At 69.7% G+C, this 12,318-nt stretch carries 15 protein-coding genes; 10 read left to right on the top strand and 5 right to left on the bottom strand.

Translation table 11 applies throughout. From position 1 onward, the window contains the following. Window positions 1–996: MFS transporter (locus ABDW35_RS20875; RefSeq protein WP_343715811.1), on the bottom strand; the 996-nt coding region annotated here is incomplete at its 3' end. A gap of 115 nt (window positions 997–1,111) precedes the next feature. Between ABDW35_RS20875 and ABDW35_RS20870 the strand changes: the two genes are divergently transcribed. The 3 genes from ABDW35_RS20870 to ABDW35_RS20860 all read left to right on the top strand — a co-directional run bounded on the left by ABDW35_RS20870 (window position 1,112) and on the right by ABDW35_RS20860 (window position 3,779). Beyond that, on the top strand, window positions 1,112–2,032 hold the full coding sequence (locus tag ABDW35_RS20870) for a LysR family transcriptional regulator (protein WP_343715810.1): 921 nt from the start codon (window positions 1,112–1,114) through the stop codon (window positions 2,030–2,032). Between the two features lie 395 nt (window positions 2,033–2,427). Further along, on the top strand, window positions 2,428–3,129 hold the full coding sequence (locus ABDW35_RS20865; protein ID WP_034837212.1) for a PhoH family protein: 702 nt from the start codon (window positions 2,428–2,430) through the stop codon (window positions 3,127–3,129). 137 nt (window positions 3,130–3,266) lie between these two features. Continuing rightward, the gene (locus ABDW35_RS20860) at window positions 3,267–3,779 is read left to right on the top strand and encodes a ferritin-like domain-containing protein (RefSeq protein WP_343715809.1); all 513 of its coding nucleotides are present in this window, start codon (window positions 3,267–3,269) and stop codon (window positions 3,777–3,779) included. 111 nt (window positions 3,780–3,890) lie between these two features. On the opposite strand, the gene ABDW35_RS20855 is transcribed toward ABDW35_RS20860, so the two are convergent. Beyond that, window positions 3,891–4,202 carry a general stress protein gene (locus tag ABDW35_RS20855; RefSeq protein ID WP_343715808.1) on the bottom strand — a complete coding sequence of 104 codons (312 nt, stop codon included), beginning with the start codon at window positions 4,200–4,202 and terminating at the stop codon, window positions 3,891–3,893. Window positions 4,203–4,421: 219 nt separating this feature from the next. Between ABDW35_RS20855 and ABDW35_RS20850 the strand changes: the two genes are divergently transcribed. After that, entirely contained in the window at window positions 4,422–4,799 is a 378-nt protein-coding gene (locus tag ABDW35_RS20850) for a helix-turn-helix domain-containing protein (protein ID WP_343715807.1), read from the top strand. 3 nt (window positions 4,800–4,802) lie between these two features. Here ABDW35_RS20850 and ABDW35_RS20845 read toward each other — a convergent pair whose 3' ends face one another. Beyond that, window positions 4,803–5,510: a Crp/Fnr family transcriptional regulator gene (locus ABDW35_RS20845; RefSeq protein ID WP_343715806.1), complete on the bottom strand. Its 708-nt coding sequence runs from the start codon at window positions 5,508–5,510 to the stop codon at window positions 4,803–4,805. A 284-nt stretch (window positions 5,511–5,794) separates the two neighbouring features. On the opposite strand from ABDW35_RS20845, the gene ABDW35_RS20840 reads away from it, so the two are divergent. Continuing rightward, window positions 5,795–6,310 (top strand): hypothetical protein, encoded by a 516-nt coding sequence (locus ABDW35_RS20840; protein WP_343715805.1) that lies wholly within the window; start codon window positions 5,795–5,797, stop codon window positions 6,308–6,310. A gap of 31 nt (window positions 6,311–6,341) precedes the next feature. Beyond that, entirely contained in the window at window positions 6,342–7,256 is a 915-nt protein-coding gene (locus ABDW35_RS20835) for a hypothetical protein (RefSeq protein ID WP_343715804.1), read from the top strand. Between the two features lie 1,122 nt (window positions 7,257–8,378). Here ABDW35_RS20835 and ABDW35_RS20830 read toward each other — a convergent pair. Next, window positions 8,379–8,846, bottom strand: coding sequence for an Lrp/AsnC family transcriptional regulator (locus tag ABDW35_RS20830; protein ID WP_343715803.1), 468 nt, complete (start codon window positions 8,844–8,846; stop codon window positions 8,379–8,381). Window positions 8,847–8,961: 115 nt separating this feature from the next. Here ABDW35_RS20830 and ABDW35_RS20825 point away from each other — a divergent pair, with 115 nt between their 5' ends. Genes ABDW35_RS20825 through ABDW35_RS20810 form a run of 4 tightly spaced genes read left to right on the top strand, consistent with a single transcriptional unit; the run spans window position 8,962 to window position 11,634 of the window. Then, window positions 8,962–9,939, top strand: coding sequence for a quinone oxidoreductase (locus ABDW35_RS20825; RefSeq protein WP_343715802.1), 978 nt, complete (start codon window positions 8,962–8,964; stop codon window positions 9,937–9,939). Between the two features lie 54 nt (window positions 9,940–9,993). Further along, complete coding sequence (locus ABDW35_RS20820; protein ID WP_343715801.1) at window positions 9,994–10,545, top strand: AAA family ATPase; 552 nt, start codon at window positions 9,994–9,996, stop codon at window positions 10,543–10,545. Next, window positions 10,542–11,180, top strand: a complete 639-nt coding sequence (locus ABDW35_RS20815; RefSeq protein WP_343715800.1) for a dimethylsulfonioproprionate lyase family protein — start codon at window positions 10,542–10,544, stop codon at window positions 11,178–11,180. Before ABDW35_RS20820 ends, ABDW35_RS20815 begins: the two co-directional genes overlap by 4 nt. Next, a complete protein-coding gene (locus tag ABDW35_RS20810; RefSeq protein ID WP_343715799.1) occupies window positions 11,167–11,634 on the top strand; it encodes a nucleoside deaminase in 468 nt (155 codons plus the stop codon). The genes ABDW35_RS20815 and ABDW35_RS20810 overlap by 14 nt, the downstream gene beginning before the upstream one ends. 158 nt (window positions 11,635–11,792) lie before the next feature. Here ABDW35_RS20810 and ABDW35_RS20805 read toward each other — a convergent pair whose 3' ends face one another. After that, window positions 11,793–12,221, bottom strand: a complete 429-nt coding sequence (locus ABDW35_RS20805) for a YbaY family lipoprotein (protein WP_343715798.1) — start codon at window positions 12,219–12,221, stop codon at window positions 11,793–11,795. Between the last annotated feature and the right edge of the window lie 97 nt (window positions 12,222–12,318).

The following is a 12,318-nucleotide window of genomic DNA, read 5'->3' as shown; positions in this document are numbered from 1 at the left end:
GTCGCCGCGGGTCAGGGCGATGCCGGCCAGCATCAGCACGATCGGCGCCCAGAACACGCGACGGCGGCCGAGCACCCCGGCAAGATGGCCGACCCAGATCGACGCGCCGATGCCGATCAGATAGACCACGAAGATCGCCGCCACCGCCGTCTGGCTCAGCCCATAGGGCGGCGCGAGCAGGCGGAAGCCGGTGTAGTTGTACAGCGTCACGAAGGCGCCCATCAGCAGGAAGCCTTCCAGGAACAGCCAGCGCAGCCCGGGGTCGCGCAGATGGTCGGCGAAGGCGGCCAGCAGCAGCCGCGGCCGCAGCGGCCGGGGCGTGAAATGGGCCGAGGGCGGCAGGCTGCGCCAGAACAGCACGGCGCAGACCAGGCCGGACAGGCCGACCACGCCGAGGCCGAGCCGCCAGGATGTCAGGTCGGTCAGCACGCCGGCGATCAGCCGGCCGCCGAGACCGCCCATGGCGCTGCCGCCGATGAAGAGCCCCATCGCAAGGCCGACCGACTTCGGATGCATCTCCTCGCTGACATAGGCCATGGCGACGGCCGGCAGCCCGCTCAACGTCAGCCCCATCAGCGCCCGCAGCACCAGCAGCCCGTGCCAGGACGGCATCAGCGCCGCCAGCACGGTCAGCGCCGCCGAGGCGAACAGCGAGACCAGCATCACCGGCTTGCGGCCCCAGGCCTCGGACAAGGCGCTGGCCACCAGCATGGCGAAGGCCAGTGTGCCGGTGGTCAGCGACAGCGACAGGCTGCTCTCGGCCGCGCCGATGCCGTAGGTCTCGGCGAAGACCGGCATCAGCGGCTGCACGCAGTAGAGCAGGGCGAAGGTGGCGAAGCCGGCGGCGAACAGCGCCAGGTTGGTGCGGTGGAAGGCGGCGGTGCCGTGCTCGATGAAGGCGACGACGTCCTCGGCCGCCACGGTTCCGGCCGGCATGGCATCGGCGATCGACGGGGAGGCGGGCTGGCGCGGCAGCGACTGGACCGATGAGGTCACGGGAAATCTCCGGCCGGGCCAGAGGAAGGGAGGGGCGCCCGGCCCTCTCGAAAACATGGCCATGCCGATTGATAGTGTCCAATATGTTTGACGGCATGTTTGATAGGTTTGGCGAATGATGGAGCTGAGGCATCTGCGCTATGCCGTGGCCCTGGCCGAGGAGCTGCATTTCGGCCGGGCGGCGGCACGGCTCGGCATCTCCCAGCCGCCACTGAGCCAGCAGATCCAGGCGCTGGAGGAGGAGCTGGGCGCCCGGCTGTTCGAGCGCAGCAACCGGCGGGTGGCGCTGACCGAGGTCGGCCGGCTGTTCCTGGAGCAGGCGCGGACCGTCCTGGCCGCCGCCGACCGCGCGGCGGAGGTGGCGCGCCGGGCGCAGCGCGGCGAGATCGGCGAGATCCGCATCGCCTTCACCGCCTCCGCCCCCTTCACCACGCTGATCCCGCAGACCATCTTCGCCTTCCGCCGCAGCCACCCGGACGTGCATCTGGAGCTGCAGGAGATGCCGACCCGGCAGCAGATCGAGGCGCTGGCCGAGCGGTGGCTGCAGATCGGCTTCCTGCGCAACCCGACCTTCCCGCCGGTGCCGGAGGGGATCGAGGTGCGCGAGCTGTTCCGCGACCCGCTGGTGGCAGTGCTGCGGACCGACCATCCGCTGGCGGCAGGCGCGCCCGCGCCGCTGGCCTTGGCCGAGCTGGCCGATGAAGCCTTCGTCTGCTACCCGCGCGATCAGGGCACCAGCCTGTACGACCAGATGATCGGCCTGTGCCGTGACGCCGGCTTCAGCCCGCGGCTGGGGCAGGAGGCGCGCGAGGTTTCGACCATCGTCGGGCTGGTCGCGGCCGGGCTGGGCGTGTCGCTGCTGCCGGCTTCGCTGCAGCGCATCCAGGTCGAGGGCGTGGTGTTCCGCCGGCTGTCCGACCCCGGCGCCGTCACCACCATGTGGCTGACCTGGCGCCGGGACGAAAGCTCGCCGGCTGCGCGGGCCTTCATCGACATGGCGACGCAGGCCGACGCATCCTTTGGTGGTAGCCGCTAGATCTAGGCTCACCCTCAGCGTCGACCGGCCACTATTGGTATGAATTTTCCGTGTCGGCGTGTCTTTTCGCTGGTGCAGCACGAAGGTTGGTGCGACGCTTCTTCATGGCGACGCGATTTTCGTCGTCAGTGATCGGAAAGGCGTCATGCGACGGGCACCAGCCTGGCATCACCATCCGCTTCCCGGCTCCGACCAGGGGCAGCTTCAGCATCGGCAATCGTTCGAAACGCCCCTCGCAGGGGCGTTTGTCGTTTCTGGCCGCCCTTCCGATCCGTCACCTGTCCTGTTCCACCCGACCCGAAGGAGGGTTCCGGCGAATGAGATCTCCTGGTGAAGGGGGCGGTGTCTGGGATCCGCTGTTCGAGGATGCAAGCGAGAGCAAAGGACGACGTTCCATGGCCAAACGCAACGCCTCCAGTGCCCGTGTCGTCGCCATCAATGAGGGCTACGACGATGATTTCCGGGAGCAGAGCTACCTGAAGACGGTCAAGCCGCGGACCGCCAATCAGGAGGTCCTGATGAAGGCGATCGAAGGCCACGCCATGACCCTGGCCCTCGGCCCCGCCGGCACGGGCAAGACCTATCTCGCCGTCTCCAAGGCCGTCGAGGCGCTGACCGCCGAGCGCGTCAGCCGCATCGTCATCACCCGCCCGGTGGTGGAGGCGGGCGAGAGCCTCGGCTACCTGCCCGGCGACATCAACGAGAAGATGGACCCCTGGATGCGCCCGATCTACGACGCGCTGTCCGACCGCCTCGGCGCCAAGCAGGTGCGCCAGATGACCAAGGAGGGGATCGTCGAGATCGCGCCGCTGGCCTATATGCGCGGCCGCACCATCTCGCGCAGCTTCGTCATCGTTGACGAGGCGCAGAACATGACCTTCCAGCAGCTGAAGATGCTGCTGACCCGCCTCGGCTGGCATTCGACCATGGTGATCACCGGCGACCCGGACCAGACCGACCTGCTGCCCGGCCTGTCCGGGCTGGAGGAGGCGGCGCGGCGGCTGGAGCCGCTGGACGGCGTCGCCGTCGTCCGCCTGACCACCGCGGACATCGTGCGCCATCCGCTGGTCGCCGCGATGATGCCGCTCCTGGCCTGAAGCTCCGGCGGCCGGTCCGTGCCGGGCCGGCCGCCGCTTCCTGTAGCCGGAACCACGCGCCGCCGGGATCCATTGCCCAGGGAGACGGCCGCCGGAGCCGCCGGCGGCTTTTCCATGCTGACACAGCGAGGCCGGCCATGGCGACGAAGACGCTGCACGACCTGTTCCTCAACGAGCTCAAGGACATCTACAACGCGGAGAAGCAGCTCACCCGCGCGCTGCCGAAGATGGCGCGCGCCGCCACCAACCCGGAGCTGAAGCAGGGCATCGAGCATCATCTCGAGCAGACCAAGGGCCAGGTCGAGCGCCTGGACGCCGTGTTCGAGAGTCTCGACGCCTCGTCGCGCGGCCAGACCTGCGAGGCTATGGAAGGGCTGCTGGCCGAGGCGCAGGAGCTGATGGAGCTGGGGCTGGAGCCCGACGCGCTGGACGCCGCGCTGATCGCGGCGGCGCAGAAGGTCGAGCATTACGAGATCGCGACCTACGGCACCGTCTGCACCTGGGCCAAGGCGATGAAGCATGAACAGGCCCTGAACCTCCTCCTGGAGACGCTGGCGGAGGAGAAAAAGACGGACGAGATCCTGACCAAGCTGGCCAAGACCGCGGTCAATGCCGCGGCGGTTCGGCACGCCCATCCGCAGGCGGCCTGAGACGGAACCGGCGGCGGTCCGTACGGACCGCCGCCGGTCTTCGCCCAGAAGATAGAGGTAAAAAAGAAGGGCAGGCCCGGCCTGCCCTGGATGACTGCGAAGACCGCCGTGTCAGTGCGGCCCGTGACCGGAAAGTCCGCCCTTGCGGCCGGCCTCCGCCGCCCGCTCACGGTCATTGGCGAAGTTGCCGCCGCTCTCCTGGCCGCCTTTGCGGCCGGCTGCCGCAGCGCGAGCAGGATCGTTCTTGAAGTTGCCGCCGCTGTGCTGGCCGCCCTTGCGACCGGCGGCCGAAGCGCGGGCGGGATCGTTGGCGAAGTTGCCGCTGCTCACCTGCCCGCCTTTCCGGCCGGCCTCCGCTGCGCGCTCTCGGTTGTGGGCGAAGTTGCCGGCGCCCCCCCGATGCGGAGTCTGGCTGTCCGCCATGGTCGAAGCTCCCTTGCTGTGGGCTCACGTCATGGGAATAGGCCCCAGCGAGACGAGGTTCCCAATGAAAAATCCTTAATTTTCAGCCGGTTCGCCGGGCTTCGCTTGAGGCCTCCGTTCGGCGTCGCACGGCCCGCAGCAAAGAGGCGGTTCCGATCCGGGCCCCGGTTCCGATAGGATACCGGGTAACCTTGTCGTGACGGGCGGAGAAATCGGATCATGGCGCGCGAGATGGTGGACGGGGCGTTCCATCCCTGTCCGATCCGGGATGTGCTGGACCGGATCGGCGACCGCTGGAGCCTGCTGGTGCTGCAGACCCTGGCGCCGGGCGTGAAGCGCTTCACCGTGGTCAAGCGCGAGATCGGCGACATCTCGCAGCGCATGCTGGCGCAGACGCTGCGCCGGCTGGAGCAGGACGGGCTGGTGTCGCGCACGGTGCACCCGACCATTCCGCCGCGGGTCGATTATGCCCTGACCCCGCTGGGCCAGTCGTTGCTGGAGCCGCTGAACGCGCTGGTCCGCTGGGCGGATGAGCATCACGACAAGGTGCGCGCCGCCCGCATGGCCTATGTCCCGCCGGCCGCCGAGGCGGCCTGACGCTCAGGCCGACGGTTTCTGCGCCACCTTCTCCAGCGCCGCGGCGTCGAGGAGCTGCAGCCGCCGGCCCTTGATCCGGAAGAGGCCGTTGCGCTGCAGCTGCTTCAGCGTCCGGTTGGCATGCACCAGCGAGATGCCGAGCGCGTCGGCGATATGCTGCTGGGTCAAGGGGAAGGGCATGCCGTCGCTTCGCACCATGTCCCGGGCCTCGGCACGGCCATAGAGATCCAGGATCAGCGCCGCGACACGCTCCAGCGCCGTCCGCTGGCCCAGCGACAGCAGCTGCTCCTCCATCATCCGCTTCTGGTCGGCGGTCAGCGCGGCGAAGCGGAAGGCGACCTCCGGCTGCTCCTGGTACAGCCCGGCGATGTCCTGGTAGGGGACGACGCAGAGCGAGACCTCGGTGATTGCCTCGATCGAAGTGACGGCTGTCTCGAAGAACTGGGCCTGGAAGCCGATCACGTCGCCCGGCAGCACGAAGGACAGGATCTGCCGGCGGCCGTCCTGCAGCATCTTGAAGCGCATCGCCCAGCCGCTGGCGACGGTGTAGAGCGGCGGGTTGCGATCGCCCTCCGTCATGATCCGCGCCCCGGCCGCGAAGATGACATCCTCGACCCGGCGCTGCCGGATGTAGTCGAGCAGCTCGGGATCGAGAATCTTGAGCTGCGGCATGTCGGTGTCGAGCTTGACGTTCAGATCGTGCGGGGACATGGCAGGCTCTCCCTGTAGTGGGCGCGTTCAAGCGCACGGCGACAGCCGCGGGACGGAGGCAGAAGCACGAGGATCGGGACGAGCGGCACAGCCTCGGGCCGTGGACGATGTCGGCACGGTACAAACGCGACAGCCCGCGTTGGGTTCCGTTCCAGCGTGACGAAACGATCCGGGAAAGCGTGCGGGGAGCAGCGGGTGGCGGGACGGGCATCGATTGACCCGGCGACGGCGGCGAGGCTATGTCGGGGCGGGGCGCTCGGGCCCCGCAACCGCCTGGAGCCTCCATGCTGCGCCGCCTGCCGCTCGCCCTCGCCCTGCTCGTCGCCGCCTGCGCCACCCAGCCCGTTTCGGCGCCGCGCACCGGCTACCAGCCGCAGACCACGGCGCATCTGACCGGGGCGGTCGCGGTCAACCCGATGGATTACCGGCCCCGCACGGGCGTGGCGCCGCAGGGCAGCGTCCGCGACGTGCCGGGCTATGTCACCAACGCGCTGAAGGCGGAGCTGCGCCGCGCCGGCGCCGGGCTGAACTCATCGCGATGCATCCTCGACGCCACCATCCGCGACTTCAAGGTCGACCGGGCGGGGGCGGAGGAGCATTACGGCGTCGACATCCGCTATGAGCTGGCGGTCGGCGGCAACGTCCAGTTCGACCAGGCCTTCGGCACCACCTTCACCGTGGCCCGCGGCCAGTCGGTGGACCGCGCGGTGGATGACGCCATTGCCAAGAACCTGAACTTCCTGCTGAAGGATGACTGGTTCGCCACTCTCCTGCTGCGCGAATGCAGCGGCCGCGCCTGAACGTAGACTGAGCCGAGGCCGGGCCGAAGGCTTGGCCCTTCGGGCCGGCGCCGGCACCACCGGCCTCGGCTGCCCCTGTAACGGAGAGGCCGCCGGCAGCAGATCCACCGGCGGCAGGCCCGCCGGCCGGAGGAGTCCCGCCAGGCGGCAGGCCGAGGGTCCGGCACAGGCTGGCGATCAGGACCCCGATCGGCAAGGCGGTGTCGGCGAGGTCGACGTCGATGCGCTCGTCCTCGGTCAGCCGCTCCCAGAGATCGACGGTCATCTCACTCTTGCTGTCGACATCGATGTCTGGGGCGGTGTCGATGGCGCGGGCGACGCCCTGGGCGACGGCTTGGCGCCGGTCGTTTTTCTCATCCTGCCGGTGCTCCCGCCGGATGTCGGCCTGGCGCCGCACCTCCTCCCGCTGCTGCCGCAGCTTGGCCTGGAGCGCTATAGCCCGGCGGATGCCGAGGAACAGGCCGCTGAAGCGGATCTCGGCCGTCGTGGCGCGGTCGAGATCGTCGGCCGCGACGCCCAGGGCCTGGAAGCCGCGCGCCAGCTCCAGCGCGCGCTCGATCAGCTCGGCCAGCATCGCAGCCTCGTCGGCGTCGGACGCTTCCTCCTGCTGCCGGCGCAACTTGGCCTTGAGCGCGATGACGCGGCGGATGCCGAGAAACAGGCTGCTGAACCGGGCCTCGGCCTTGCCGGCGCGGTCGAGATCGCCGGCCGCCAGGGCGGCGGCAGTGCGGGCCTGGAAGGTCCTGGCCATTTCCAGGGCGAGCTGCGTCAACCCGGCCAGCACCTCGATCTCCCGGGCAGCCTGATCCGCGGCCGGCGGAGCGGCGGTCGGAGTTTCGGCTGCGATGGGATCGGCCATCCTCTAAATAGAACAAATAGGGAACAAAGAGTCAAGGGAAATTGCCCCGCCATCACCTGGCATCATAAATCTCCGAAAGCCGGATGACGCCATTTATGCCGGGGTAGACCGGCAACAGCCGCCCGCCATGACCGCTACCGGCTCGAAGGGGATGATCGCCGATCCTCCTGGCTTCACCAAAGCGGCCATTTACGGCGTCCAATCTCGCCCGGAAGCATTCAGGGCCACCTTGGCTCGGATCGCGCCAGATCCGCCTGTCGGCACCGGAGGCGGCGGCCGCATTCGGACGCCCATCATTCGTTCCGGCCGGCCGCGATGGGCGGTTAGCGGCCGTTGTCCTGAAGTACCGACTGCACCGTTTTTCGCCAGTCTTCCCAGGCTCCCGGGTCGCCTGGTGCGCCGTCCTTCCAGACCTCACGGCTGATATCACCTAGGAGGCTGGCGATATCACCAGTTTTGCCGGTGCGCTTCTAGTATGCATCAAGAAAGCAGACCATGGCATCGAACGCTTGGAGTTCATCAATCTGCTTGAGTGACTCACCAATCCAATCGGTCATCTGAGCAACTGCCCTTGGCCAGTCCGGTGGAGATCGAGATTAACGACGGTCGCGTGTGCTGCCCATGATCTTTCGAATCAGGGTAGTGGCAAGGGATCGCGTGCGCCTAGGTCCGCTCCCGATGTGGAGCGCCATGGCCGCTTCCGGGCGGTGGGCGTAGCCCTGGCCGGCCGAGATGGGCGGGTTGCTGCGGTCACCTTCAGGCCTTACCCTTGGGTCATCATGTCCAGACCGACAAATATCATTCTGCACTCTCCTCTACGCGATCTTGCAGCTCTCGACGCATTCGTTGAGCGTTGTCTTTGCGATCGGGTGGCTTGGATAGCCATTGTTGGTGATGGCGCAGCACTCATTGAAGAGATCATCGATGAAATTGTTGTCGGGCAGGGTAATGATCCCGATAGATTCATTCTGACATCGTCGCACTCAGCGGAGGAGCTCGTCATCCTGACCTCTCTATTGGATCGGGACGGCACCGTAGAGGTTAGAGAGGTACGACTATAGGCGCAGAACTGATGTCGCCTTTGGGCCAATTCTGGCCATGTCCGCTCTCGGGTGTCCGAAACGGTGACCGCTCCTTATCCGTTTCGGACCAAGGCGAGGGAACGAGACGCCGTCCAGACCGCCCCATCGTCCCAAAGCGATCGCGAGATCACGGCGCCGTCGTCTCCGCCGTCTCCCGGTCCTCGAACAGCGTCTCCATCACCGGCACGGCGGTGGCGGTTCGCACGCCGGGCAGCGCCGCCATGCGGCCGCGCAGCGCGTTCAGCGCGGCGATGTCGGCGACCGCGACATCCAGCACCGCGTCGCTCGGGCCGGCGACGAAATGGCAGGAGCGGATCTCCGGCCAGCCGCGGAAGGCGGCCAGCACCTTGGCGCAGGGCCGGTTCTCGATGCGCAGCAAGATGAAGGCGCGCAGCCCGGCGGCCGGGACCGGCGCCTTGAGCCGGATGGTGAAGCCGTCGATCACGCCGCGCTGCAGCCGCGCCAGCCGGTCCTGCACGGCGCTGCGCGACAGGCCGACGGCGCGGGCCAGGGCCAGCACCGGCAGGCGCGCATTGCGCTGCAGCAGCGCCAGGAGATGACGATCGATCGGGTCGAGCCGGGCCGGATCCGCCATGGGGTGCCTCATTTCCGGGGCCGGCATTCTGCCGGCGGGCCGGACGGATTGCCTAGAGGGAACCGGCGCGCCGGGCGGCTAGCGTCACGGCCGTCGTTCCCGCATCGAGGCAGCCATGGCCACCGCCATCCGCATCCATGAATACGGCCCCCCGGAGGTCCTGCAGATCGAGCCGGTGGAGGTCGGCGATCCCGGCCCCGGCGGAGTCCGGCTGCGCCAGACCGCGATCGGCCTGAACTTCGTCGAGGTCTATTTCCGGCGCGGCGACTTCCGGCTGCCGGAGCTGCCGGCGACACTGGGCAATGAAGGCGTCGGCGTGGTCGAGGCGATCGGGCCGGGCGTGGCCGGCCTGCGCATCGGTGACCGCGTCGCCTATGCCGACGGGCCGATCGGCGCCTACGCCACCGAACGGCTGTATCCGGCCGACCGGCTGGTGCCGCTGCCGGACGGCATCCCGGACGCCGTCGCCGCCGCGGTGATGCTGAAGGGCATGACCGCGCAGTACCTGCTGAAGCAGGTCTGGCCGCTCGCGGCCGGCGACACCGTGCTGTTCCACGCGGCGGCCGGCGGCGTCGGGCAGATCTTCAGCCGTTGGGCCCGGCATCTCGGCATCGCCGTGATCGGCACCGCCTCGACCCCCGTAAAGCGCGATGCCGCGCGGCGCGCCGGATGTGCCCATGTGCTCGACCCCCGCGACGATCTCCCGGCCGCAGTGCGCGACCTGACGGGCGGGCATGGCGTGGCGGCGGCCTTCGATTCGATCGGCCGGGACACGGCGCTGCGCTCGCTCGACTGCCTGCGGCCGCGCGGCATCCTGGTCAGCTTCGGCCTCGCCTCCGGCCCGGCCCCGGCGATCGCGCCGCTGACCCTGGCGGCGAAGGGCTCGCTATACCTGACGCATTGCACGCTGCCGGCCTACACGGCGGACCGGGCGGCGCTTCTGGCCACGGCCGGTGACCTGTTCGCGGCGATCGGCACGGGCGTCGTTACGGTGGACCCGCCCCGGCGCTACCCGCTCGCCGACATCGTCCAGGCGCATCGCGACCTGGAGGGGCGGCGGACGACGGGCCGGGCGATCCTGCTGCCAGGATAGGCCTGGCCTCCGGCGCCGGCCGGGCTATGATCGCGGCCTTGCCAGGAGACCGCCATGCCGACCGAAGCCGACCTGCCGGAGATCCTCGTCGTCACCGGGATCATGGCGGCGGGCAAGTCGACCGTGGCCCAGGCGCTGGCCGAAAGGCTGCCGCGGGCGGTGCATCTGCGCGGCGACGTGTTCCGGCGCATGATCGTCTCCGGCCGGGTCGAGGTGACGCCCGACCTGCCGGCTGAGGCGATCCGCCAGCTCGACCTGCGTTATGAATTGGCGGCGACCGTGGCCGGGCGCTATGCCGAGTCCGGCTTCACCGTGGTCTGGCAGGACGTGATCCTCGGCCCCGCCCTGGCGCGGGTTGCCCAGCTGCTGCACGGCCGGTCCTTCGGCATCGTCGTGCTGTGCCCGTCGCCCGAAGCTGTGGCCGAGCGGGAGGCGGGGAGGCCGAAGACAGGCTACGGCGCCTGGACGCCGGCCGATCTGGACCGCGGCATGCGCGCCGACACGCCGCGGCTCGGCCTTTGGCTCGACAGCTCGGGGCTGACGGTGGGCGAGACGGTCGACGCGATCCTGGCGCGCATCGCCGAGACCAGGGCCGGGCTGCCGTGAGCGCCGCCGACATGGACGAATTGCCGGGGGCGGCGCGGGCGCTGCTCGACTGCTTCGATCAGCCCGAACTGCGTCCGTTCCTGGCCGACTGGCCGGGGCCGGGAGCCAGCCGGAGGAGCGTCGATCCGCGGCCGCTCCCGGTCCTGCAATGGCTCGACCGGCTCGCACCGCATGCCGCCGGGGAGACCCGGCCGCTGGTCGACGGTATCGTCGCGGCGGCGGCGCAGCTCGCCTGGGGCCAGACCTATGCGGCCGCGGATTTCGGCGCGCGCTTCCTCGAGCGCTACGGTTGGAGCGAGCTGGTCGGCCTGCGCGGCCCGGTCGCCAGCGACCGCCTGGCCTGCGGCGTGCTGCTGCTGGGCCCCGACCTCGAATACCCGGCGCACAGCCATGCGGCGGAGGAGATCTACCTGCCGCTGGCCGGCACCGCCCTGTGGCTGCGCGGCGGGGAGGGGTGGCGGCCGCGCCGGCCGGGCGAGCTGATCCACCACCCGTCCGGCATCGCCCATGCGATGCGCACGGGCGACCAGCCGCTGCTGGCGCTGTATCTCTGGCGCGGCGGCGACCTGGCGCAGAAATCGACGATCCTCGGCGCGGCCGGCGATCGGCAGGAGGGGCCCGATGACCACGCATGAGCAGTTCCTGGCCCAGGCGATCGAGCTGGCGCGGCGCAATGTCGAGGAGCGGGGCGGCAGGCCTTTCGGCGCCGTGGTGGTGCGCGACGGCAAGGGGATCGCCGCCGGGGTCAACGAGATGGGCGCCAGCGGCGACCCGACGGCGCATGCCGAGTTGCAGGCGATCCGCGCCGCCGCCCGGGCGCTCGGCGCGCTGCGGCTCGACGGCTGCACCGTCTATGCCAGCGGCCATCCCTGCCCGATGTGCCTCGCCGCCATGACCATGACCGGGGTCGCGGCGGTCTACTACGCCCATTCCAACGAAGAGGGCGCGCCCTACGGCCTGTCCACCGCCGGGGTCTATGCGGAGCTGGCCAGGCCGCCGGCCGAGCAGGCGATGACCATCCGGCACCTGCCGGTGCGGGTGGACGGGCTCGACCTTTACGGGCTGTGGCGCGACCGGCAGCGGGGCTGAGAGACCGCCTGTAAATGCTACTGGCGAGGCCGTCTGACGGCGGTTTCTGCGCTTCCGGTGCTCACGCACCTATGTGCGCTGCGCTCCGGTTCTCGAAACCACCGCCAGCCGACTCACGCCAGCGCATTTCCAACCGGTCTCTGAGCGGGCGCCCGGCCTCAGTGCGACTTGACCTGTTTCATGACGATGTCGACGGCGCGGCCGCCGCCCTGGGTCAGCACCGGGTGGCGGGTGTCGGTGACGAACAGCAGCGTGCCGGCGCGCTCGACCTTGGCCGAGACGGCGTAGCTGTGGCGCTGGTCGATCTGCGCCGGGTCGTAGGTCAGGGCGAAGTCGGCCGGTACGCGCACCGGGGCGATGCGCTGCTCCGCGATCACCGTCGCCGGCGCATCGGCCAGCGAGACGTCGACCAGCTGCACGACCAGCTCAGCATCCGCCGGCAGGGCGATGCGCTCGCGATAGGTGGCGGTGCCGGTCACGGTGGCACTGGCGACGGGGGCAGGCGGGGCGGCGGTTTCCGCCTTCGGGGCACAGGCGGCGAGAGCCGTGACGGCAGTCAAGACGGCGAGGCAGGATCGGCGGTTCATCGGATACCTCTTGCAGGCCGTGGCGGCCGCTGTTCTGCCGATGACAACGCTCCATGGCCCGTTCGGTTGCACCCGCCGACCACCTCTCAGTCGCGGA

The organism is Inquilinus sp. (assembly GCF_039594555.1).
Classification (GTDB): Bacteria; Pseudomonadota; Alphaproteobacteria; order DSM-16000; family Inquilinaceae; genus Inquilinus.
Note: the sequence above shows the minus strand (reverse complement) of the source record. Positions and strands in the feature narration are given on the sequence as shown.